The organism is Lysobacter sp. Root916 (assembly GCF_001429785.1).
Lineage (GTDB): Bacteria > Pseudomonadota > Gammaproteobacteria > Xanthomonadales > Xanthomonadaceae > Lysobacter.
In genome coordinates this window covers 1,494,267-1,517,186 of record NZ_LMJF01000001.1, presented here as the reverse complement: position 1 = coordinate 1,517,186, position 22,920 = coordinate 1,494,267, and the positions used below count along the sequence as shown (strand labels likewise).

23 protein-coding genes, 1 tRNA gene and 1 pseudogene are annotated in these 22,920 nt (G+C 69.5%); 22 read left to right on the top strand and 3 right to left on the bottom strand.

Annotated elements, in window-relative coordinates:
* Positions 1–17: 17 nt before the first annotated feature.
* From ASE35_RS06855 to ASE35_RS06815, 9 genes and pseudogenes are all read left to right on the top strand, one after another.
* Positions 18–548, top strand: coding sequence for a hypothetical protein (locus tag ASE35_RS06855; protein WP_057163295.1), 531 nt, complete (start codon positions 18–20; stop codon positions 546–548).
* Between the two features lie 128 nt (positions 549–676).
* On the top strand, positions 677–1,606 hold the full coding sequence (gene prmB / locus ASE35_RS06850; RefSeq protein ID WP_057159522.1) for a 50S ribosomal protein L3 N(5)-glutamine methyltransferase: 930 nt from the start codon (positions 677–679) through the stop codon (positions 1,604–1,606).
* Between the two features lie 255 nt (positions 1,607–1,861).
* Positions 1,862–2,452 (top strand): annotated as a pseudogene (locus tag ASE35_RS06845) (hypothetical protein); the annotation flags it as partial.
* Between the two features lie 32 nt (positions 2,453–2,484).
* A complete protein-coding gene (aroC, locus tag ASE35_RS06840; RefSeq protein ID WP_056175478.1) occupies positions 2,485–3,591 on the top strand; it encodes a chorismate synthase in 1,107 nt (368 codons plus the stop codon).
* Positions 3,584–4,597 (top strand): D-glycerate dehydrogenase, encoded by a 1,014-nt coding sequence (locus ASE35_RS06835; protein ID WP_056175475.1) that lies wholly within the window; start codon positions 3,584–3,586, stop codon positions 4,595–4,597. The genes aroC and ASE35_RS06835 overlap by 8 nt, the downstream gene beginning before the upstream one ends.
* Before the next feature lie 198 nt (positions 4,598–4,795).
* The gene (locus ASE35_RS06830) at positions 4,796–5,836 is read left to right on the top strand and encodes an aspartate-semialdehyde dehydrogenase (RefSeq protein ID WP_056175472.1); all 1,041 of its coding nucleotides are present in this window, start codon (positions 4,796–4,798) and stop codon (positions 5,834–5,836) included.
* 141 nt (positions 5,837–5,977) lie between these two features.
* Complete coding sequence (locus ASE35_RS06825) at positions 5,978–7,777, top strand: FimV/HubP family polar landmark protein (protein ID WP_235570005.1); 1,800 nt, start codon at positions 5,978–5,980, stop codon at positions 7,775–7,777.
* A 3-nt stretch (positions 7,778–7,780) separates the two neighbouring features.
* Positions 7,781–8,623 carry a tRNA pseudouridine(38-40) synthase TruA gene (truA, locus tag ASE35_RS06820; RefSeq protein WP_057163292.1) on the top strand — a complete coding sequence of 281 codons (843 nt, stop codon included), beginning with the start codon at positions 7,781–7,783 and terminating at the stop codon, positions 8,621–8,623.
* Complete coding sequence (locus ASE35_RS06815) at positions 8,620–9,291, top strand: phosphoribosylanthranilate isomerase (RefSeq protein ID WP_057163291.1); 672 nt, start codon at positions 8,620–8,622, stop codon at positions 9,289–9,291. Before truA ends, ASE35_RS06815 begins: the two co-directional genes overlap by 4 nt.
* 322 nt (positions 9,292–9,613) lie before the next feature.
* On the opposite strand, the gene ASE35_RS06810 is transcribed toward ASE35_RS06815, so the two are convergent.
* Positions 9,614–10,504, bottom strand: coding sequence for a LysR family transcriptional regulator (locus ASE35_RS06810; protein WP_057163290.1), 891 nt, complete (start codon positions 10,502–10,504; stop codon positions 9,614–9,616).
* A gap of 100 nt (positions 10,505–10,604) precedes the next feature.
* On the opposite strand from ASE35_RS06810, the gene trpB reads away from it, so the two are divergent.
* The 5 genes from trpB (at position 10,605) to ASE35_RS06785 (ending at position 16,116) form a co-directional block, all read left to right on the top strand.
* Entirely contained in the window at positions 10,605–11,816 is a 1,212-nt protein-coding gene (gene trpB / locus ASE35_RS06805) for a tryptophan synthase subunit beta (protein WP_057159515.1), read from the top strand.
* Between the two features lie 137 nt (positions 11,817–11,953).
* Positions 11,954–12,793, top strand: a complete 840-nt coding sequence (trpA, locus tag ASE35_RS06800) for a tryptophan synthase subunit alpha (protein WP_057163289.1) — start codon at positions 11,954–11,956, stop codon at positions 12,791–12,793.
* Positions 12,794–12,920: 127 nt separating this feature from the next.
* A complete protein-coding gene (gene accD / locus ASE35_RS06795; RefSeq protein WP_057163288.1) occupies positions 12,921–13,820 on the top strand; it encodes an acetyl-CoA carboxylase, carboxyltransferase subunit beta in 900 nt (299 codons plus the stop codon).
* Positions 13,817–15,160: a phosphoglucosamine mutase gene (gene glmM, locus ASE35_RS06790; RefSeq protein WP_056175448.1), complete on the top strand. Its 1,344-nt coding sequence runs from the start codon at positions 13,817–13,819 to the stop codon at positions 15,158–15,160. Before accD ends, glmM begins: the two co-directional genes overlap by 4 nt.
* A gap of 17 nt (positions 15,161–15,177) precedes the next feature.
* On the top strand, positions 15,178–16,116 hold the full coding sequence (locus tag ASE35_RS06785) for a 2-oxoglutarate and iron-dependent oxygenase domain-containing protein (protein ID WP_057159511.1): 939 nt from the start codon (positions 15,178–15,180) through the stop codon (positions 16,114–16,116).
* 185 nt (positions 16,117–16,301) lie between these two features.
* Here the strand turns inward: ASE35_RS06785 and ASE35_RS06780 are convergent, their stop codons facing one another.
* Positions 16,302–16,829, bottom strand: a complete 528-nt coding sequence (locus ASE35_RS06780; RefSeq protein ID WP_057163287.1) for a DNA-deoxyinosine glycosylase — start codon at positions 16,827–16,829, stop codon at positions 16,302–16,304.
* The gene (locus ASE35_RS06775) at positions 16,826–17,632 is read right to left on the bottom strand and encodes an SDR family oxidoreductase (RefSeq protein WP_057163286.1); all 807 of its coding nucleotides are present in this window, start codon (positions 17,630–17,632) and stop codon (positions 16,826–16,828) included. The genes ASE35_RS06780 and ASE35_RS06775 overlap by 4 nt, the downstream gene beginning before the upstream one ends.
* A gap of 102 nt (positions 17,633–17,734) precedes the next feature.
* Between ASE35_RS06775 and tpiA the strand changes: the two genes are divergently transcribed.
* The 8 genes from tpiA to nuoE all read left to right on the top strand — a co-directional run bounded on the left by tpiA (position 17,735) and on the right by nuoE (position 22,914).
* Positions 17,735–18,484 carry a triose-phosphate isomerase gene (gene tpiA, locus ASE35_RS06770; protein ID WP_056175437.1) on the top strand — a complete coding sequence of 250 codons (750 nt, stop codon included), beginning with the start codon at positions 17,735–17,737 and terminating at the stop codon, positions 18,482–18,484.
* A gap of 58 nt (positions 18,485–18,542) precedes the next feature.
* Complete coding sequence (gene secG / locus ASE35_RS06765) at positions 18,543–19,040, top strand: preprotein translocase subunit SecG (protein ID WP_057163285.1); 498 nt, start codon at positions 18,543–18,545, stop codon at positions 19,038–19,040.
* A gap of 127 nt (positions 19,041–19,167) precedes the next feature.
* Positions 19,168–19,252, top strand: a tRNA-Leu gene (locus ASE35_RS06760).
* A gap of 146 nt (positions 19,253–19,398) precedes the next feature.
* Complete coding sequence (locus ASE35_RS06755) at positions 19,399–19,755, top strand: NADH-quinone oxidoreductase subunit A (RefSeq protein ID WP_056175431.1); 357 nt, start codon at positions 19,399–19,401, stop codon at positions 19,753–19,755.
* Positions 19,746–20,330, top strand: coding sequence for an NADH-quinone oxidoreductase subunit B (locus ASE35_RS06750; RefSeq protein ID WP_055899751.1), 585 nt, complete (start codon positions 19,746–19,748; stop codon positions 20,328–20,330). The genes ASE35_RS06755 and ASE35_RS06750 overlap by 10 nt, the downstream gene beginning before the upstream one ends.
* Before the next feature lies 1 nt (position 20,331).
* The gene (locus ASE35_RS06745) at positions 20,332–21,060 is read left to right on the top strand and encodes an NADH-quinone oxidoreductase subunit C (protein ID WP_056175428.1); all 729 of its coding nucleotides are present in this window, start codon (positions 20,332–20,334) and stop codon (positions 21,058–21,060) included.
* Positions 21,057–22,358, top strand: a complete 1,302-nt coding sequence (locus ASE35_RS06740; protein WP_057163284.1) for an NADH-quinone oxidoreductase subunit D — start codon at positions 21,057–21,059, stop codon at positions 22,356–22,358. The genes ASE35_RS06745 and ASE35_RS06740 overlap by 4 nt, the downstream gene beginning before the upstream one ends.
* Before the next feature lie 28 nt (positions 22,359–22,386).
* Entirely contained in the window at positions 22,387–22,914 is a 528-nt protein-coding gene (gene nuoE, locus ASE35_RS06735) for an NADH-quinone oxidoreductase subunit NuoE (protein WP_057163283.1), read from the top strand.
* Positions 22,915–22,920: the final 6 nt, after the last annotated feature.

The window sequence follows — 22,920 nt, the reverse complement described above, 5'->3', positions numbered from 1 at the left end:
AGGGTAGTAGGCAGGCCATGACCGAAAAAGACTCCGCCGGCAATACCAACCCGGACTTCGACTGGTCCGCCTCCGTGCGCATGGTCGAAGGCGGCGTGTTGGCCGGCTTCGCGGTCCTGTTGCTGGCGGTCGCGGTGGCGGTGCTGGGGATCAGCGGGACCAACCTGAACGTCGTCGAGTTGTCCAAGTGGGGCGCGATCACGGCCGGGATGCTGCAGATTCGGGCCTCCGTGCTAGCGACCTGTCTGGTGGCGCTGGCGGGCCGGCGCCTGCTGGATGGCTCGGGGCAGGGGGCGGCGGCGGGTGGGGCGCGGTCCTTGCGGGCGGCCAGGAAGCTGGTCGCGATCGCCTGGTTGCTGGGACTGGCCATGGTCAGTCTGCCGTTGATGATGGAACTGCCCCTGCATGTGCCCGAGACCGGGCTGGTGTTCGGCCTGCTGTTGCTGGCGGGGGCCGCGCAGGTCGCGGTCGGGGCTATGGTCTACCGGTCGCTGGTGTCGGCGGTGGCCGCGCAGGCTGATGCTGCAGCCTACGAATTGAGTCTTTAAGCGCCGCCGGCGGGGTGCGGCTGGCCGGGTGATCCGGTCCGCGAGTCCCGCCGCGCCCGGAGCGCGGCAGCCGTGGCCGGGCGGCGGGCCGCTATAATGCGCGGCCCTGTTACGTTTCCGGATCCGCCGTGCCCTCCGCCACCTTCGAGCAACTGACTGTCATCGACCTGATCCGCTACGGCGCCAGTCGCTTCAATGGGGCCGGGCTGACCTTCGGTCACAGCTACGACAACGCCCTGGACGAGGCCACCCAACTGGTCCTGCATGCGCTGCATCTGCCGCACGATCTGAGCCCGGTTTACGGCGCGGCCAAGGTCACCACGGACGAAAAGGACGCGGTGCTGGCGCTGTTCGAGCGCCGCATCGGCGAGCGCATCCCGGCCGCCTATCTGACCGGCGAGGCCTGGTTCGCGGGCCTGAGCTTCAAGAGCGACCGCCGCGCCCTGGTGCCGCGTTCGCCGATCGCCGAGCTGATCGAGTCGGGTTTCGAGCCCTGGCTGGGCGGCCGTCAGGTCGAGCGCGCGCTGGACCTGTGCACCGGTTCGGGCTGCATCGCGATCGCGACCGCGCACTACCACCCCGATTGGCTGGTGCACGGCGCCGACATCAACGACGACGCGTTGGCGCTGGCGGCCGAGAACAAGGCCCGCCTGCACGCCGACAACGTCGAGCTGCGCAAGTCGGACCTGTTCGACGGCCTGCAGGGCGAGGTTTACGACCTGATCGTGACCAATCCGCCCTACGTCACCAACGACGAAACCGACGCGCTGCCCAAGGAGTACTCCTACGAGCCCGAGCTGGGCCTGCGCGCGGGCGACGACGGTCTGGACCTGGCCCTGCGCATCCTGCGCGACGCCCCGGACCATCTGAGCGAGCACGGGCTGCTGATCTGCGAAGTCGGCGAGGCCGAGCGTGCCCTGGTCGAGCTGCTGCCCGAGCTGCCGCTGGCCTGGGTCGAGTTCAAGGTCGGGCAGATGGGCATCTTCGTCGCCGAGCGCGGCGATCTGGTCGAGCACCACGCCCGCATCGCCGAGCTCGCGAGCCAGCGCGGCGGCTGATCCGGGCCGGCATGGACAGGAAGGCGCGCATACTGGCTCCGCTGGATGCGCGAAGCCGTGGTCTGGAGATCGGCCCCTCGCACAATCCCGTCGCGCCCAGGCGCGAGGGCTACGACGTCGAGGTGCTGGACCACGCCGATCGCGCGGCGCTGGTGCACCAGTACCGCGATCGCGGCGTCGACTTGGACGCGATCGAAGAGGTCGACTTCGTCTGGAAGGGCGGCCGCTATGCCGAACTGACCGGCGCGGAGCGCGCACTACGATGGGGTCATCGCCTCGCATGTGATCGAGCACGTGCCCGATCTGGTCGGCTTCCTCAACGACTGCGACACGCTGCTGCGCGAGGGCGGGGTGCTGTCATTGGCGGTGCCCGACCAGCGTTACTGCTTCGACCGCTTGCGCGCCCTGACCGGGCTGTCGCAGCTGATCGACGCGCACCTGCAAGGCCGGCGCAATCACAGTCCGGGCCAGGTCGCCGACTACTTCCTCAACGTGGTCAAGCTGGACGGGCGGATCGCCTGGGACGCGGCCTTGGCGGCGGGGCGCTCGCTGAGTTCGGTCGAGTTCGTGCACACTGTCCAGGACGCGAATACGGGCATGGACGCGGTGCGCAAGCACGATGCCTATCTGGATATCCACGCCTGGTGCTTCACCCCGAGCTGGTTCCGCCTGCTGCTGGACGATCTGAATCGGCTGGGCCTGGTGGCGTTGCGCGAGCGGTCGTTCAGTGCCACCCAGGGCCACGAGTTCTACATCGCGCTGTCCCGCGACGGCGCAGGCCCGGACCGCGACCGCCTGGCGCTGATGCGCGAGGCCGAAACCGAAATGGCGGCATGCGCGCTGTGAAACGCGCGCGCCGCGGCTGACGAGAGAGACGCATGTCGAACAACACCTTCGGCCGCCTGTTGCGGGTCACCACCTTCGGCGAGAGCCACGGCCCGGCGATCGGCTGCGTGGTCGACGGCTGCCCGCCGGGGCTGGCGATCGCGCCGGAGGAGTTCCGCCACGATCTGGACCGCCGCGCCACCGGCAAGACCCGCCACACCTCGGCGCGGCGCGAGGCCGACGAGATCGAGATCCTCAGCGGCGTGTACGAGGGACGCACCACCGGTACCCCGATCGCGCTGCTGATCCGCAACACCGATGCGCGCAGCAAGGACTATGGCTCGATCGCCGAGCAGTTCCGTCCCGGCCACGCCGACTACAGCTATTGGCAGAAGTACGGCCTGCGCGATCCGCGCGGCGGCGGGCGGTCCTCGGCGCGCGAGACCACCATGCGCGTGGCCGCGGGCGTGATCGCCAAGAAGTGGCTGGCCGAGCGTCATGGGGTGCGGGTGCGCGGCTTCATGTCGCAGATCGGCGAGATCTTCCCCAACGGCTACGACCTCGGCGTGGTCGAGGACAATCCCTTCTTCTGGCCCGACGCGGCCCAGGTCGCCGAGCTGGAGGCCTTCATGGACGCGCTGCGCAAGTCCGGCGACTCGGTCGGCGCGCGCGTGGACGTGATCGCCGACAACGTGCCGCCGGGCTGGGGCGAGCCGATCTACGGCAAGCTCGACGGCGAACTGGCGGCGGCGTTGATGAGCATCAACGCGGTCAAGGGCGTGGAGATCGGCGACGGTTTCGCCGCGGTGGCCGCGCGCGGCAGCGAGCATCGCGACGAGATGTCGCGTACCGGTTTCGCCTCCAACCACGCCGGCGGCATCCTCGGCGGCATCAGCACCGGCCAGCAACTGCATTGCTCGACCGCGTTCAAGCCGACCTCCAGCCTGCGCCTGCCCGGGCGCGGCCTGGACGTGCACGGCAACGAGGTCGAAGTGATCACCACCGGTCGTCACGACCCCTGCGTCGGCATCCGCGCCACCCCGATCTGCGAGGCCATGGTCGCGCTGGTGCTGATGGACCAGGCCCTGCGCCACCGCGCCCAGTGCGGCGACGTGGGCGAAGTGACGCCGCGCATTCCGGCCGGCGACGCCGATGGCTGAGCGTCCACGCGTCTGGGTCTCGCAACCGCTGTTCGCCGACATCATCGGGCGGCTGGACGAGCACTTCGACGTGGTCGGCACCGCCGCGGTCACCCAGCACAGCCCGGACGCGGTCGCCGCGGCCCTGCGCCAGGCCGACGGCGCCCTGGTCACCCTCAACGACGCGATCGGCGCGGCCCAGGTGGCCGGCGCCTCGCGCCTGCGCGCGATCGCCAATGTCGGCGTGGGCTACAACAACCTCGACCTGGCGGCGCTGAGCGCGGCCGGAATCCTGGCCACCAATACCCCGGACGTGCTGACCGAGACCACCGCCGACTTCGGTTTCGCCCTGATGATGGCGACCGCACGGCGGATCACCGAGGCCGAGCGCTGGCTGCGCGACGGCCACTGGCGGCAATGGAGTTTCGAATCGCTGCTGGGTGGCGACATCCACGGCGCCACCCTGGGCATCCTCGGCATGGGCAGGATCGGCCGCGGCATCGCCCGGCGCGCGTCCGGCTTCGGCATGCGCGTGCTGTACCACAACCGCAGCCGCCTGCCCGACGCGGTGGAACGCGAGCACGCCGCCGAGTACGTCGGCTTCGAAGCGCTGTTCGAGCGCGCCGATCACCTGGTCCTGGTGCTGCCGTATTCGCCGGCCAATCATCACCTGGTCGACGCGGCCGCGCTGGCGCGGCTGCGCCCGCACGCCACCCTCACGAACATCGCGCGCGGCGGCCTGATCGACGAAGCGGCGCTGGCCGACGCGCTGGCGGCCGGGCGCCTGGCCGCGGCCGGCCTGGACGTGTTCGAGGGCGAGCCGGCGGTCAATCCGCGCCTGCTGGCGCTGCGCAACGTGGTCCTGACCCCGCATATCGCCAGCGCCAGCCTGGCCACGCGCCGCGCCATGGTCGCGCTGGCGGTGGCCAATCTGATCGCCGCGCTGGACCGCGGCCCCGACGCCGGGCGTCCGCCGTCGCCGCTCAATGCCGAGGCCCTGGCCGGCGGCGGAAAACGCAGCGCCTGAACCCCGCGCGCGCGTTGCGCGCGAATGGAACGCCGATTCGCGCATTGGCGCCGCGCTTAGCCGATAATCGAGGAGCCGGGATTCGAGATTGGGGATTCGGGATTGGTAGAGGCGGGGCCGCGTCTGGGCCGCTTTGACGAATCCCGAATCCCGAATCCCCAATCTCCGCTTTTTAACAAGCCAGGTAAATCGAGACTGATGAACGCCAAGACGTCCTGCAATGTCGCCGTGGTCGGTGCTACCGGAGCGGTCGGTGAAACCATGCTGAAAGTCCTCGCCGAGCGGAAATTCCCGATCGGCAAACTGCATGTGTTGGCGAGCGAACGCTCGGCGGGCGAGAAACTTCAGTTCGAAGGCAAAACCCTGGTGATCGAGGACCTGGCCACGTTCGACCCGTCCGGCGTCGACATCGCCCTGTTCTCGGCCGGCGGTTCGGTGTCCAAGGAATACGCGCCCAAGTTCGCCGCCGCCGGCGCGGTGGTGATCGACAACTCCTCGGCCTTCCGCTACGACGACGACATCCCGCTGGTGATCAGCGAGGTCAATCCGGAGCAGATCGCCAACCGTCCGCGCGGCATCATCGCCAACCCGAACTGCTCGACCATGCAGATGCTGGTCGCGCTGGCGCCGATCCATCGCAAGGTCGGCATCGAGCGCATCAACGTCGCCACCTACCAATCGGTGTCCGGCACCGGCCGGCGCGCGCTGGAGGAATTGGGCCGGCAGACCGCGGGCCTGCTGAATTTCCAGGAGACCAAGGCCGAGGTGTATCCGGTGCAGATCGCGTTCAACGTGATCCCGCACGGCGGCGACTTCCTCGACAACGGCTACACCAGCGAGGAGATGAAGCTGGTCTGGGAGACCCGCAAGATCCTCGGCGACGACTCGATCGGCGTGAACGCCACCGTGGTGCGGGTGCCGGTGTTCTACGCCCACTCCGAGGCGGTGCACATCGAGACCCGCGAGAAGCTCAGCGCAGCCGATGCGCGCAAGCTGCTGGAAGACGCGCCGGGCCTGGAAGTGGTGGACGAGGCGGTCGGCGGCGGCTATCCCACCCCGGTCACCCATGCTTCCGGCCACGACGCGGTCTACGTGGGCCGCATCCGCGACGACATCTCGCATCCGCGCGGCCTGTCGATGTGGGTGGTGGCCGACAACATCCGCAAGGGCGCGGCGCTCAACGCGGTGCAGCTGGCCGAGTTGGTCTGGGCCGAGCAGCGCGCGCAGCACGCCGCTTGAGCGCGGCGCATAAGTCGGCCGGGCCGCATTGGGCCGCCTAAAACGCGGCGCAGGGCGTAATGTGACCGTATTGCGGCCGCATTGCGTATTAACCGTGGCGGCGGCTAGAGTCGCCGCCAGGGGACAGGGAGTGGGACCAGAGTGAAGCATCGTTTCGCGCGTACCGTGTTGGCATTGGCGCTGGCCTTGGCCAGCGGCGGCGCCTGCGCGCTCGGTCTGGGCCAGATCGAGGTCAAGTCGCGTTCCGACCAGCCGCTGCTGGCGGAGATCCCGATCGTCTCCAGCGATCCGGCCGAGTTGGAACAACTGCAGGCACGCCTGGCGTCGCCGGAGACCTTCGCCCGCATCGGCCTGATGCCACCGCAGGGCATCGTCTCCGACCTGCAATTCCAGGTCGCCCTGGACGCGCGCGGTAACCCGGTGATCCGGGTCACCAGCGAGCAGCCGGTGAACCAGCCGCTGGTGACCTTCCTGCTGGAAGTGGACTGGGGCCAGGGCCGTCTGGTGCGCGAGTACTCGGCGCTGATCGACACCCCCAAGACCGTATCGGCGCCGCTGCAGCCGCCGATCGAGGCGCCGGTGTCGGCGCCGTCCAATCTGATCGAACGCCCGATCGATCCGGCCGCGGTGATCGCCAGCGACACGCCGACCGATCCGGCCGCAGTGGTGCCGGACCCGGCCTCCGTCGACTCGGTGCCGGCCGCGCCTGCCAACGCCTTCCCCGAACAACCCACCGCGATCGCGATCGCGCCGCCGGCGCCGACTCCGGCGCCGCCGCTGAACGCCGCGCCGGCGAATCCGGGCGACGCGGCGATCGAAGTCAAACGCGGCGACGCCTTGTCGCGCATCGCCAGCGGGCTGGAACTGGGCGAGGGCGCCAGCCTGGACCAGACCATGGTCGCGCTGCTGCGCGCCAACCCCGACGCCTTCATCGGCGGCGACGTCAATCGCCTCAAGCAGGGCGCGGTGCTGCGCGTGCCCAGCGGCAACGAAGTGGCCAGCATCGACGCAGGCGAAGCCAGCGCGCTGGTGCGCGGGCAGATCCAACAGTGGCGCCAGGCGCGCCGCCCGGCGCCGCAGCCGGCGGTGGAGCCGGTGCCGCTGGCGACGGCGCCGCGCGCGGCCGGCAACAGCGCCGGCGCTGCGACGGACGCGACGGCCTCGGCCGGCGCGCGTCTGGAAATCGTCCCGCCCGGCGCCAGTCGCGCCGCGCGGGCGGGTACACAGTCCGGCATCAATGCCGGAGGCGAGGGCCAGATGCTGCGACAGGAACTGCAAGAATCCAAGGAATCGCTGGCCGCACGCGAGGCCGAACTCAGCGACCTCAAGGGCCGCGTCGCCGAGTTGGAGCAACTGCAGAAGCAGCAGCAACAGCTGATCCAGCTCAAGGACACCGAACTGGCCGCGGCGCAGCAGCGCCTGGCCGAGTCCAACCAGAAACAGGCCGCCGAGCAGGGCGGCGCGATGCTGCCGTGGGCGATCACCGGCGCGGTCCTGCTGCTGGCCGCGTTCGGCGCGTGGTTCCTGCGTCGGCGTCCGTCCAAGCCGGTGTTCCGCGCGCCGGTCGCGGCCGCCGCCGCCGGCCCGTCGATCGCCGACGCCTTCGCCGAACCCGCGGTCGAGCCGGTGGAGGCCGAAGCGCCCGTCGCGACGCCCGCCGCCGCCGCGCAGGCCGCGCCGTTCTGGACCACGCCGCAGTCGGCGCCCGGTACCGAGCGCAAGGTGCCGGCGTGGCACGTGGCCGCGGTCGGCAACGGCGAGCAGCCGGTGCAGGAGCCCTTGCTGGCCGCGCAACCGGGCCAGGAGCGCCTGGAACTGGCGCGCGCCTACATGGACCTGGGCGATCACGAAAGCGCGCGTCAGCTATTGGGCGAAGTCGCGGTCAACGGCGATCTGGCCGCGCGCCAGCAGGCCGCGCGGATGTTGCGCGAACTGGAGTAATGCGTGGCGTCTGAGGTTCCGGCGGCGTCCGCCGCGGCGGAGTCGGCCGCGACGCGACGCTACGCCCTGGGCATCGAATACGACGGCGGCGAGTTCTCCGGCTGGCAGCGTCTGAGCCGGCCGGGCGAACCCGACTTGCGCGGCGAACCCACCGTGCAAGGCGCGGTCGAGGCGGCGCTGTCCTTCGTCGCCGGCCGCCAGATCGACGTGACCTGCGCCGGTCGTACCGATGCCGGCGTGCATGCGTCCTGCCAGGTGGTGCATTTCGACGGCCCGGCGACGCGCGAGCCGCGCGGCTGGGTGCTGGGCACCACCTCGCGCCTGCCGCCGTCGGTGTGCGTGCGCTGGTGCGTGCCGGTCGCCGACGACTTCCATGCCCGTTTCTCGGCGCGCGCGCGCCGCTACCGCTATCGCATTCTCAACCGGCCGGTGCGTCCAGCCCTGCAGCGCCAGTACCTGAGCTGGGAGCGGCGTCCGCTCGACGCCGACGCCATGCATCGCGCGGCCCAGGCGCTGCTGGGCGAGAACGACTTCTCGGCTTTCCGTACCGTGCATTGCCAGGCGCCGCACGCGCGCCGCGACCTGCAATACATCGCCGTGCGCCGCGACGGCGACATCGTCGAGATGGAAGTGCAGGCCAACGCCTTCCTGCATCACATGGTCCGCAACATCGTCGGCAGCCTGCTGCCGGTCGGGCGCGGCGAACAACCCGAAGCATGGATCGCGCAGCTGCTGGCCGGACGCGACCGCGCCAAAGCCGGGCCGACCGCGCCCTCGGCCGGGCTGGTGTTCGTCGGTCCGCGTTACCCTGCGGACTGGCCACTGCCGGCGGAGGTATTGCTGTGACCCACGCGCCCAAGACCCTGTTCCGTACCCGTATCAAGTTCTGCGGCTTCACCCGCCCCGGCGACGTGCGCCTGGCCTGCGAGCTCGGCGCCGATGCGATCGGTTTCGTGTTCGCCGAATCCAGCAAGCGCCGTGTCGAGGCCGAAGAGGCGCGCGCGATGCGTCAGGCCTTGGCGCCGCTGGTGGATGCGGTGGCCTTGTTCATGGACAACCCGGCCGAACAGGTGCGCGAAGTGGTGCGCCAGGTCCGGCCCAGCCTGCTGCAGTTCCACGGCGACGAGAACGACGCCTTCTGTCGCTCCTTCGGCGTGCCGTATCTGAAAGCGGTGGCGATGGGCGAGGGCGCCGATCCGACGGTGCCGCAGGGCCTGGCTCTGCACGCGCGCTACCCGGCCGCGGCCGGCTTCCTACTCGACAGCCACGTCGCCGGCGGCAGCGGCGGCAGCGGCAAGACCTTCGACTGGTCGCGCATCCCAGCCGCCATGCACAAGCCCTTCCTGCTCGCCGGCGGGCTGGTGCCCGATAACGTGTTCGACGCCATCCAGGCCACCCGGCCCTGGGGTGTGGACGTGTCCAGCGGTATCGAGAGCGCGCCGGGCCGCAAGGACGGCGATTTGATGCGACGCTTCGTCGAAGAAGTGAGACGCGCGGATTGCCACGCCGATTGAGCCGCAAAGCACGGCTTGCTTTGGGGTAGGAACGGCGTAAGCGATCTGCGGCCGACGGCGTAAGGCGTGGGGTGTGGTGAGCCAAAGGCGAACCGCACCATCGCCAGCCACCGCATGCCCGCGACGGTGCGGTTGCCACCGCAGCCTACGGTTCGCTGTCTGTGGGAGCGACGTGAGTCGCGATGCGTGGCGGCAGAGGACGGCGGAGTTGGAGAGCTGGATGCTCCGATCGCGACTCACGTCGCTCCCACAGAAAGCGCGTGGGACCGGTTCTGATCGAACCGCGAAGCGCACGCGTGCCCTCAAGGGCCAACAGCCACGCTCAATCCCGCGCCAAGGCCTCGCGCAACCACGTCGCCAATTCCGCCACCCGCGCATCCTCGCGGCGCTTCGGCGCGCACAACACCCAGCGCGCGTCGGTGTCGACGAACCCCCAGGGCGCGAGCAGGCGGCCGGCGGCCAGATCCTCGGCCACCAACGGCTGCGGCGCGATCGCCACGCCCAGCCCTGCGTTGGCCGCTTCCAACAAGTAATACAGATGAGCGAAGGCGGTGCCCGGACGCAGCGCGGCCGGGTCCAAGCCGACCCGCGCGGCCCAGTCGCGCCAGGCCTGCGGGCGCGAGGCGGTGTGCAGCAATTCCAGCCCGCACAGCGCGTCCGGCGGCGCCCCGAGCAATGCGGCCGCGCCCGGCCAACGCGGGCTCAGCACCGGGCCGATGCGCTCCACCGCCAGCTCGCGCACCGTCCAATCCGACGGCCAGGGCGGCGCCGCGATCAGCAGCGCCGCGTCCAGACCGGCCAGCGCCGCGTCGGGCGCGGTGTCGTTGGCGGCCAGATGCAGGCGCAGCGCCGGGCGCTCGCGCGCCAGCCGGTCCAGGCGCGGAATCATCCAGCGCGCCAGCACGCTGCCGGGGCAGCCCAGCACCAGCGGGGTCTGTTCCGGCCGTCGCTGCAGTTCGGCCCAGGCCGCGCGCAGCGGCGCGAAGCCGTCGCTGGCGGCCTCGTACAGACGCTGTCCGGCCGGCGTCAGCGCCAGTCCGCGCCCCTCGCGCTGGAACAAAGCGCTGCCCAGTGCCTCTTCCAGCAAGCGCAACTGGCGGCTGACCGCGCCATGGGTCACGTGCAGTTCGGCCGCGGCGCGGCCGACGCCGTCCAGCCGCGCCACCGCCTCGAAGGCGCGCAGGGCGTTGAGCGGGGGCAGGGCACGGCTCATGGTATTAGGTGAGTTTTACTGACGGGTCAGGCCTATTTTATGCGTTATCGGCGGGTCTTGCTTGCGATAAAGTGGCGGGACTCTACTCCTCAGCCGCGCCGTGACCGCCATTACCGATTACCACGCCTACCCGGACGCCTCCGGCCATTTCGGTCGCTACGGCGGTCGCTTCGTCGCCGAGACCCTGATCGGCCCGCTGGAGGAACTGGCCGCGGCCTACGACGCCGCGCGCGTCGATCCGGCCTTCATCGAGGCTTTCGACCGCGACCTGGCGCACTACGTAGGCCGGCCCAGCCCGATCTATCACGCCCAGCGCCTGAGCGACGAAGTCGGCGGCGCGCGCATCCTGCTCAAGCGCGAGGACCTGAACCACACCGGCGCGCATAAGATCAACAACACCATCGGCCAGGCCCTGCTGGCCAGCCGCATGGGCAAGACCCGGATCATCGCCGAGACCGGCGCCGGCCAGCACGGCGTCGCCAGCGCCACCGTGGCCGCGCGCCTGGGCCTGGAATGCGTGGTCTACATGGGCGCGACCGACATCGAGCGCCAGAAGATCAACGTCTACCGCATGAAGCTGCTGGGCGCGACCGTGGTGCCGGTGACCAGCGGTTCGGCCACGCTCAAGGACGCGCTCAACGAGGCCATGCGCGACTGGGTCACCAACGTGCGCGACACCTTCTACATCATCGGCACGGTCGCCGGCCCGGACCCGTACCCGCGCATGGTGCGCGACTTCAACGCCATCGTCGGGCGCGAAGCGCGCGCGCAGATGCTGGCCGAGTACGGCCGCCTGCCGGATGCGATCACCGCCTGCGTCGGCGGCGGCAGCAACGCGATCGGCCTGTTCCACGCCTTTCTCAACGACGCTTCGGTGCGCATCGTCGGCGCCGAGGCGGCGGGCGAGGGCATCGCCAGCGGCCACCACGCCGCCTCGCTGGCCGCCGGCCGCCCCGGCGTGCTGCACGGCAACCGCACCTATGTGTTGTGCGACGACGAGGGTCAGATCATCGAGACCCATTCGGTCTCCGCCGGCCTGGATTACCCCGGCGTCGGCCCCGAGCACGCCTTCCTTAAGGACGCCGGCCGCGCCGAGTACGTGGGCGTGAGCGACGACGAGGCCCTGGCCGCCTTCCATCAGCTCGCACGCACCGAGGGCATCCTGGCCGCCTTGGAATCCAGCCATGCCATCGCCCAGGCGGTGAAGCTGGCGCGCACCATGCCCAAGGACCAGATCGTGCTGTGCAATCTGTCGGGGCGCGGCGATAAGGATGTGCATACGATCGCTGGGCGCGAGGGGATCGTGTTTTGAAACAGGAGTGAGCGCAGAGGAGCGAGAGGGGAGCGAGGAGCGCGCGATCAATCCGCCAGCCTGCTTCCCGCTGTTTCTCCACCCTTGCGCTCTCGCTCTAACTCACTCATCACTCCTCTAAGCCCACTCCTGCCCTCATGAACCGCATCGACACCCGCTTCGCCGCGCTCAAGGCGCACAGCCGCAAGGCCCTGGTCCCCTTTATCACCGCCGGCGATCCGTCGCTGGCGGCGACCGTGCCGGTGATGCATGCGCTGGCCGCCGCCGGCGCCGACGTGATCGAGCTCGGGGTGCCGTTCTCCGATCCGATGGCCGACGGCCCAACCATTCAGCGCAGCTCCGAGCGCGCGATCGCGCGTGGCGCGGGCCTGTCGTACGCGCTGCGCTGCGTGGCGGAGTTTCGGCAGCGCGACGCCGATACGCCGGTGGTGTTGATGGGCTACCTCAATCCGATCGAGATCCGCGGCTCGGCGCGCTTCGCCGCCGAAGCGGTCGCGGCCGGCGTCGACGGCGTGCTGCTGGTCGATCTGCCGCCCGAGGAAGCCGCCGAACTGCGCGCGGATTTCGCGGCCGCGGGCCTGCAGCTGATCCTGCTGGCGTCGCCGACCACCACCGACGCGCGTCTGGCGCTGCTCTGCGACGACGCCCAGGGCTACCTCTACTACGTGAGTTTTGCCGGCGTGACCGGCGCCGACCGCCTCGACGCGGTCGCCGCCAACGAGCGCCTGCGCGAAATCCGCCTGCGCAGCCGGGTGCCGGTGGTGGCCGGTTTCGGCATCAAGGACGCCGCCAGCGCCAGCGCGATGGCGCGCGAGGCCGAGGGCGTGGTGGTGGGCAGCGCCTTGGTCGCGGCGCTAGCCGAGACCCAAGCCCAGCCTGCCGTCGCGGCGAGCGCCGAGACCGACGCCGCCGCTGCGGTCGCGGCCGCCACCGCGTTCCTGACGCCGCTGCGGCAAGCGCTGGACGCCCCGACCTAAGTTCCGGCGGTTGCAGGCGCCCCTGCCTGGCCCAAACCTGGCTGCGCTAAACTGACCCGCTAGGCCGGGTTCCGCCACGGACCGTGGACCGGCACCCTTAGCAGCCTGAACGGGAAAAACGCACCGCATGTCCTGGCTCAAAAAACTCATGCCCGGCAGCCGCACCGGCATCCGCACCGACTCCGCCGGCGCCAAGCGCCGTAGCGTGCCCGAAGGGCTGTGGGAGAAGTGCGACCGCTGCGGCGCCGTGCTTTACCGGCCCGAGCTCGAGGAAAACCTCGAGGTCTGCCCCAAGTGCAGCTTCCACATGCCGATCCGCGGCCGGGTCCGCCTGAACGCGCTGTTCGACCCCGGCAGCACCAGCGAGATCGGGGCCGAGCTGGGCCCGACCGACGTGCTCAAGTTCAAGGACCAGAAGAAGTACTCCGACCGCATCAAGGCCGCGCAGAAAGCCACCGGCGAGCGCGACGCCCTGATCGCGATGCGCGGCACCCTCAAGCAGCGCCCGCTGGTCGCGTGCTCGTTCGACTTCGCCTATATGGGCGGTTCGATGGGTTCGGTGGTCGGCGAGCGCTTCGCGCGCGCGGCCGAGGCTGCGCTGGAGATCGGCTGCCCCTTCGTGTGCTTCTCCGCCAGCGGCGGCGCGCGCATGCAGGAAAGCCTGTTCTCGCTGATGCAGATGGCCAAGACCTCGGCCGCGCTCGGCCGCCTGCGCGAGGCCGGTCTGCCGTACATCTCGGTGATGACCCATCCGACCACGGGTGGCGTCTCGGCTTCGTTCGCGATGCTGGGCGACATCAATATGGCCGAACCCGAGGCCCTGATCGGCTTCGCCGGCCCGCGCGTGATCGAGCAGACCGTGCGCGAGAAGCTGCCCGAAGGCTTCCAGCGCAGCGAGTTCCTGGTCGCCCACGGCGCCATCGACCAGATCTGCGACCGTCGCGAACTGCGCGAACGCCTGGCCCATCTGCTGGCCCTGCTGATGAAGCAGCCGCAGCCAGAAGACGACGCGGAGGCTGCCGCTTGAGCCGCAAGTATTTCGGCACCGACGGCATCCGCGGTCGGGTGGGCGAGGGCGCCATCTCGGCCGATTTCGTGCTCCGCCTGGGCAACGCCTACGGCCACGCCCTGGCGCGCCGCGACTGGCGCAAGCCGGTGGTGATCATCGGCAAGGACACCCGCATTTCGAACTACATGTTCGAGGCCGCGCTCGAGGCAGGCCTGGTCGCCGCTGGCGTCGACGTGCAGCTGATGGGTCCGATGCCGACCCCGGCGGTCGCGCACCTGACCCACTCGATGCGCGCCGACGGCGGCATCGTGATCTCGGCCTCGCACAATCCGCATTACGACAACGGCATCAAGTTCTTCTCGGCCGAGGGCGAGAAGCTCGACGACGCCACCGAATTGGCGATCGAGGCCGCGCTGGAACAGCCGTTCCGCACCGTGCCCTCCGAAGAGCTGGGCAAGGCGGTGCGCACGCGCGATGCGCTGGGCCGCTACATCGAGGCCTGCAAGGGCTCGGTGCCCAAGGGCTTCGACCTGGGCGGCATGCGCATCGCCATGGACTGCGCCAACGGCGCGACCTATCAGCTCGGCCCGCTGGTGCTGCGCGAGTTGGGCGCGCGCGTGGATGCGATCGGCATCGACCCCAACGGCCTCAACATCAACGACGGCGTCGGCTCGACCCACCCGGAGACCCTGGCCGAACGCGTCAGGGCCAGCGGCGCCGATCTGGGCATCGCCTTCGACGGCGACGGCGACCGCGTGCTGTTCGTCGACGGCGACGGCACGGTGCGCGACGGCGACGACCTGCTGTACGTGCTGGCCTGCGACTGGCAGGACAGCGGCCGCCTGCGGGGCCCGGTGGTCGGCACCCTGATGACCAACTACGCCCTGGAACGTGCGTTTCAACAGCGCGGCATCGGCTTCCTGCGCGCCAAGGTCGGCGACCGCTACGTGCACCAGCAGCTGATCGCCCACGACGCCGTGCTCGGCGGCGAGGCCTCCGGTCACTTGCTGTGTCTGGACCGCGCCAGCACCGGCGACGGCATCGTCAGCGCGCTGCAGGTGCTGGAGGTGCTGCGCCGCCGCGGCGTCAGCCTGTCCCAGGCCCTGCAGGGCTTCGTCAAAGTGCCGCAGAAAACCGTCAACGTGCGTTACGAAGGCAGCGCCAAGCCGGCCGACGCGCCGGCGGTGCAGGCCGCGCTGGCGCAGGCGCAGACCGCCGTGGCCGGCCGCGGCCGCGCCTTCCTGCGGCCTTCCGGCACCGAGCCGGTGGTGCGCGTGACCGTCGAGGCGGATGATCGGCAACTGATGTTGGACACGCTGCAGCGCCTGGCCGATGCCGTGCGCGCGGCGGCGCAATGAACCCACGAGACCCAGACATGACTTCTCAGATTCCGACCCTGGACATCCGCCGCTACGACACCGACCGCGACGCTTTCGTGGCCGAGCTCGGCGCGGCCTACCGCGAATGGGGCTTCGCCGGCATCCGCGGCCACGGCATCCCGGCCGAGCAAATCGACCAGTCCTACGACTTGTTCAAGCGGTTCTTCGCTCTGCCGGAAGAAACCAAGCGCAAATACCACGTGCCCGGCAGCGGCGGCGCGCGCGGCTACACCCCGTTCGGCGTGGAGACCGCCAAGGACTCCAAGCACTTCGACCTCAAGGAGTTCTGGCACGTCGGCCGCGAGATTCCGCGCGATTCCCAATACGCCGAGGCGATGCCGGCCAACCTGTGGCCGGACGAGATTCCCGAGTTCCGCGACCAGGCCTACGGCCTGTACCAGGCGCTCGACCATCTGGGTTCGCGCGTGCTCAGCGCGCTGGCCCTGCACATCGGCCTGCCGGAGAACTACTTCGCCGACAAGACCGACTCGGGCAATTCGATCCTGCGCCCGATCCACTACCCGCCGATCACCGCCGACAACATTCCCAACGAGCGCGCCGGCGCGCACGAGGACATCAACCTGATCACCCTGCTGGTCGGCGCGAGTTCGGAAGGCCTGGAAGTGAAGTCGCGCAAGGGCGAGTGGGTGCCGTTCACCGCCGATGCCGACACCATCGTGGTCAACATCGGCGACATGCTGCAGCGCCTGACCAACCACGTGTATCCCTCGACCACCCATCGCGTGGTCAATCCGCCGGGCGAAAAGGCGCGCCAGCCGCGCTACTCGACCCCGTTCTTCCTGCACCCGAATCCGGATTTCCTGATCGACGTGCTGCCCTCGACGATCACCGCGGACAATCCCAAGCGCTATCCGGAGCCGATCACCGCGCAGGGCTATCTGGAAGAGCGCTTGCGCGAAATCAAGCTGAAGTAAGGTTCGTTACGCCCTGGCTCATGAGCCCCTCTCCCGCTCGCGGGAGAGGGGTTGGGGTGAGGGCCCGCGCAGCATCAAGCCCGCGCCGCCGCTCCCATTTCGCGCGCCCTATCCGGCGCTACGCGCCACCTACTCAGCCCTTCCTACGCTCGCCGCCAGCGGGATTAGGGCCTCGCGCCACGATGTCAGGCGGGGGTCAGGGCAATGCCCGCGTCCGACAAGGCCTCTCGCCAAGCCGCCAGCTTCGCCTCCGGCCGCTGTCCGGCATTCGCCGGACTCGTCGACGGCAACCGCCGCAGCATCGGCAGCGGCGCGGCCAGCCCCGGCAGCACCAGGCGTCGAAAGCTCGTTTCCGCCTGTGCCCCGTTGAACAGCACCGTCGCCACCCGCGGATGCGCGGCGAAGAAGCCCGCGAAGTCGTTGGCCTGCGGCGCCCGGATCGCCGTGTCCAGGCTGCCGACGCGCTCGCAGCTGGCCAGCACGTCCCATAGCGCGATCCCCGCGTCGAGCAGCCGCTGCAGGCGCTGCTCGTAGGGCAGGGCAGGCGTGGCGCCGACCAGCGCGCCCATGATCGGCCAGAACCGATTCTGCGGATGCGCGTAATAGCGCGTGGCCGCCAGCGAGGCCTCGCCGGGCATGCTGCCCAGCACCAGCACGCGCGCGTCGGCGGTCGCCACCGGCGCGAAGCTGCTGAGCCTTGCGCCGCCGCTCATTCGGCGTCGCGGAAATCGCTGGCCCGGCGCGCGACCAGAGCGGTGGCGACGCGGTCGGGCAGGTACTTGGCCAGGCCGGCGACGATCTTGTTGGCGGTGCCGGTGATGCAGCGCGCGTCGCCGCGCTCGACCGCGTCCACGCCCAGGCGCGCGACCGTGTCGGCGTCCAGCCACAGCCATTTCGGCAGGCGCGAGATGCGCTCGCGCATGCCGTTGACGTCGTGGAACTCGGTATAGGTGAAGCCCGGGCATAGTGCGGTCACATGCACGCCGCGCGGCCGGCTTTCCAGCGCCAGCGATTGGCTGAAGCGAATCACGAAGCTCTTGGCCGCGCCATACAGGGTGTGCCCGGCCGAGGGCGGCGCCAGCCCGGCCAGCGAGGCGATGTTGAGGATGCGGCCGTGGCCGCGCTGCTCCATCTCGGGCAGGTAGCGGTAACTGAGTTCGGCGACCGCGGTCACCATCACCTGCAGGAAGTCGGCATGGACCTTCCAGTCGTCGGCCAGGTAGCGCCCAGGCACGCCGTAGCCGGCGTTGTTGACCAGATGGCCGATCGCCAGGCCGCGGCGGCGGGTTTCGGCCTGCAGCCGCGCGGGCGCGGCCGGGTCGGCGAGGTCGGCGGCGATCACTTCCACCGCGACGCGGTCGCGCAGCTCGGCGGCCAGGGCCTGCAGGCGGTCCTCGCGGCGCGCGGTCAGCACCAGCGGCACGCCGCGGCGCGCGTACTCGCGGGCGAGGGCGGCGCCGATGCCGGCCGAGGCGCCCGTGATCAGGGCGTAGGGGGTGTTTGCGGTTTCGGGCATGGAGGCCTTCGTTGCCGGTCGTGTCGGGGTTCCTCGCCGCGCGCGGTCCGTGCGCGGGCGGGGCTGCGGTAAACTTGCGTCCTTTCGTACCACGGAGTGGCCATGCGCCGCAGGATCGTCGCCGGAAACTGGAAGCTGCATGGCAGCCGCGAGTTCGCCTTCGGGTTGCTGGATCAGGTCGCCGCGCAGGCGCCGGCCGGGGTCGAGCGCATCATCCTGCCGCCGCTGCCCTACCTGGGCGAGCTGATCGAGCACTACCTCGGCCGCGGTCTGGACTTCGGCGCGCAGGACGTGAGCAGCAACGAGAAGGGCGCCTACACCGGCGAAGTCTCGGCGGCGATGCTCAAGGACGTGGGCGCGGGCTATGGCCTGGTCGGCCATTCCGAGCGCCGCCAGTACCACGCCGAGAGCAGCGAGCTGGTCGCGCGCAAGTTCGCCGCCGCCAAGGCCGCCGGCCTGGTGCCGATCCTGTGCGTGGGCGAGACCCTGAGCGAGCGCGAGGACGGCCAGACCGAGTACCGCCTGCAGGAGCAGCTGAGCCCGGTGCTGGAACTGCTGGGCGTGGCGGCGCTGGAGGGCGCGATCCTGGCCTACGAGCCGGTCTGGGCCATCGGCACCGGCAAGACCGCCAGCCCGGAGCAGGCGCAGGCCGTGCACGCATTCATTCGTAGCGAAATCGCCGGACACGATGCTAGAATTGCTGGCTCGCTACCCATTCTGTACGGCGGTAGCGTGAAGGCCGACAACGCCGCCGCGCTGTTTTCCCAGCCGGACGTCGACGGCGGCCTGATCGGTGGGGCCTCCCTGGTCGCCGCCGATTTCAACGCCATCGCAGCCGCGGCGGCACCCTGACGAACTTTCGGGCCCGCCCGGCGGTCGTCACAACGTAGCCAAAGAAAAGAATTCGACGATGCTGTTGTTCCTCAACGTCATCTATGTGTTGATCGCGATCGCCATGGTCGCGCTGATCCTGATGCAACGCGGCGCAGGCGCGCAGGCGGGCTCGGGCTTCGGCGGCGGCGCTTCGGCGACCGTGTTCGGCGCCCGCGGTTCCTCCAACTTCCTGTCCAAGGCCACCAAGTGGCTGGCCATCGCGTTCTTCGCGATCAGCCTGTTCATGGCCTGGCAGGCCTCGCGCGGCGCCGCTGGCGGCGCTGCTCCGGCCTCGCAGGACGTCGGCTTGGCCGCGGACATCGCCAACACCCAGGCCAAGCCCGCTACCCCGGCCCCCGGCAGCACGGTTCCGAGCGCTCCGGCGCAGACGGCTCCGGCGGCTCCGGCTTCGACCGTGCCCAGCGCGCCGGCGACCACCGCGCCGCAGGCGCCGGCCGCCAGCGGGACCACGGTCCCGGCCGCTCCGGCCCCGCAGCAGGCCCCGCCGCAGTCGCAACCGGCTTCGGGCGGCTGACAAAGCGCGGTAATATAGAGCTTGTGATTCAAGCGGCCCGGAACGGACGACCGGGGCGCGGTCAGCGATGACCGAACGGCTTCGCGCGGTACTGACGGAGTCAGGGCCAGGATGGCCAGGTTTGATTGCCCAGATGGCGGAATTGGTAGACGCACTACCTTGAGGTGGTAGCGACGTAAGTCGTGGGGGTTCGAGTCCCCCTTTGGGCACCACACCGAATCAGCTACACCACGCACCAACTACCCGAGGTGCGGCACGCACGGCGGGCCGCGCCACTGGCCTGATCGGCATTCCGAACAGGACCATACCGCCGAGCCAAGGCTGCGGAAACGCGGCCAAGTAGCCGAGAGAACACCGAGTGCTGGCCGAATACCTGCCGACCCTGCTGTTCCTGATCGTCGCCAGCGTCATTGGCGTCGCCCTGTTGGTGGTAGGCAACACGCTCGGGCCCAAGCGCCCGACTGTGGAGAAGCTATCTCCCTACGAATGCGGCTTCGAGGCCTTCGAGGCCGCGCGCATGCAATTCGACGTGCGCTACTACCTCATCGCCATCCAGTTCATCATTTTCGATCTGGAAATCATCTTCATCGTGCCCTGGGCCACCGTGTTCCGCGAACTCGGTCCGATCGGCCTGATCGAGATGGGCATCTTCGCCAGCATGCTCCTGCTCGGCTTCGTCTACGTCTGGAAGAAGGGAGCGCTCGAATGGGAGTGATCCAAACCGTCAGCGACACCGTCTCGGGTCTGATGCACAACCCGATCCCGGAAGGCCGCCTCGACGACATCCTGCGCCCGGAAGGCGAGAACCCGCTGTTGCAGCAGGGTTTCGTCACCACCAATCTGGACACGCTCTGGAACTGGGCGCGTACCGGCTCGATGTGGCCGATGACCTTCGGCCTGGCCTGCTGCGCGGTCGAAATGATGCACGCCGGCGCCTCGCGCCTGGACCTGGACCGCTACGGCGTGGTGTTCCGCCCGTCGCCGCGCCAGTCCGACGTGATGATCGTGGCCGGCACCCTGGTCAACAAGATGGCCCCGGCGCTGCGCAAGGTCTACGACCAGATGCCCGACCCCAAGTGGGTGATCTCGATGGGCAGCTGCGCCAACGGCGGCGGCTACTACCACTATTCCTACGCGGTGGTGCGCGGTTGCGACCGCGTGGTGCCGGTCGACGTGTACGTGCCGGGCTGCCCGCCGACCGCCGAAGCGCTGGTCTACGGCATCCTGCAGCTGCAGCGCAAGATCCGCCGCGGCACCAACTTCGGCGAGCACAAGCAGGGCATGCGCTGACATGACCGAAACCGTGAACGCTTTCGCCGATCGCCTGCGCGCCCGTTTCCCGGGCGCCGCCGTCGTGGTCGCCCAGCCGCGCGGCGAAGTGACGCTGGAAACCAGCGCCGCCGATTGGCTGGACGCCGCGCGCGCGCTGCGCGACGAGTTCGGCTTCGAACAATGCGTCGACGTCAGCGGCGTCGACTACCTCAGCTACGGCAGCGACGAGTGGGACACCGACGTGTCCTCGGAAGGCTTCTCGCGCGGCGTGGAAGGCAAGAGCGCCGGTCGTTTCGTCTGGGGCGAGTCGCCCAACGGCGTGCCGACCCTGCCTGCGCGCCGCTATGCCGCGGTCGCGCATCTGCTGTCGTACCAGCACAACCGCCGCCTGCGCCTGCGCGCGTTCGCCGACAACGACGATCTGCCGACCGTGGCCTCGCTGACCTCGATCTGGCCGGGCGTGAACTGGTTCGAACGCGAAGCCTTCGACCTGTTCGGCATCATCTTCGAAGGCCACCCGGACCTGCGCCGCATCCTCACCGACTACGGTTTCGTCGGTCATCCGTTCCGCAAGGACTTCCCGCTGATCGGCAACGTCGAAGTGCGTTACGACCCCGACAAGCGCCGCGTGGTCTACGAACCGGTGTCGATCGAGCCGCGCGTCGGCGTGCCGCGCGTGATCCGCGACGACGCCCGCTACCAGACCGCCGTCGGCGAAGCCGCGCAGCGCTCGGAGGTGAAGAAGTGAGCGCTCAACTGCCGGGCAAGGCCAGCGCGACCTCGGGCCTGAACAACGCCGAGATCCGCAACTACACCCTCAACTTCGGTCCCCAGCATCCGGCCGCGCACGGCGTGCTGCGCCTGATCCTGGAAATGGACGGCGAAGTCGTGCAGCGCGCCGACCCGCATATCGGTCTGCTCCACCGCGGCACCGAGAAGCTGGCCGAGTCCAAGCCCTTCAACCAGTCGATCGGCTACATGGATCGCCTGGACTACGTGTCGATGATGTGCAACGAGCACGCTTACGTGCGCGCGATCGAGACCCTGCTGGGGATCGAGGCGCCCGAGCGCGCGCAGTACATCCGCACCATGTTCGACGAGATCACCCGCATCCTGAACCACCTGATGTGGGTAGGTTCGAACGCGCTCGACCTGGGCGCGATGGCGGTGTTCCTGTACGCGTTCCGCGAGCGCGAAGAGCTGATGGACTGCTACGAAGCGGTCAGCGGCGCGCGCATGCACGCGGCCTACTACCGTCCGGGCGGCGTCTACCGCGACCTGCCGGACCGCATGCCCAAGTACCGCGAATCGCCGTGGAAGAAGGGCGGCAGCCTCAAGCGCTTCAACGAATGGCGCGAAGGTTCGCTGCTGGACTACCTGGACGCGTTCACCGACGACTTCCCCAAGCGCGTCGACGAGTACGAGACCCTGCTCACCGACAACCGCATCTGGAAGCAGCGCACCGTCGGCGTGGGCGTGGTCTCGCCGGAACAGGCGCTGGCCTTGGGCATGACCGGGCCGATGATCCGCGGCTCCGGCATCGCTTGGGACCTGCGCAAGAAGCAGCCCTACGCCAAGTACGCGGAGGTCGATTTCGACATTCCGGTCGGCGTGAACGGCGACTGCTACGACCGCTACCTGGTCCGGATCGCGGAAATGCGCGAGTCCAACCGCATCATCAAGCAGAGCGTGAAGTGGCTGAAGGCCAACCCGGGCCCCGTCATCGTCGACAACTTCAAGGTCGCGCCGCCCAAGCGCGAGGAAATGAAGGACGACATGGAAGCCCTGATCCACCACTTCAAGCTGTTCTCCGAAGGCTATTGCGTGCCCGCCGGCGAAACCTACGCCGCGGTCGAGGCGCCCAAGGGCGAGTTCGGCTGCTACCTGGTCTCCGACGGCGCCAACAAGCCGTTCCGCTGCAAGCTGCGTGCGCCGGGTTTCGCGCACCTGTCTTCGATGGACGAGATCGTGAAGGGTCACATGCTGGCCGACGTGGTGGCCATGATCGGCACCTACGACGTCGTGTTCGGCGAGATCGACCGCTGATCGCGGCGATCACTGAGGAATAGAGCGAATGAAGGCGACTGGCAATTTCGAAACCGCGCAGCATGTCGATCCGATGGCGGCGCTGTCGGACAAGACGCGCGCGCATATCGATCACTGGCTGAGCAAGTTTCCGCCGGATCGCAAGCGTTCGGCCGTACTGCAGGGCCTGCACGCCGCGCAGGAACAGAACGGCGGCTGGCTGACCGACGAGCTGATCGCCGCGGTCGCCAAGTACCTGGGCCTGCCGCCGGTGTGGGCCTACGAGGTCGCGAGCTTCTATTCGATGTTCGAGACCGAGAAGGTCGGCCGCCATAACGTCGCCTTCTGCACCAACATCAGCTGCTGGCTCAACGGCGCCGAGGACCTGGTCCGCCACGCCGAGAAGAAGCTGGGCTGCAAGCTCGGCGAGTCCACCGCCGACGGCCGCATCTTCCTCAAGCGCGAGGAAGAGTGCCTGGCCGCGTGCTGCGGCGCGCCGGTGGTCGTCGTCAACGGTCATTACCGCGAGAAGCTCGACACCGCCAAGGTGGACGAGATTCTCGACGGTTTGAAGTGAGGCAGG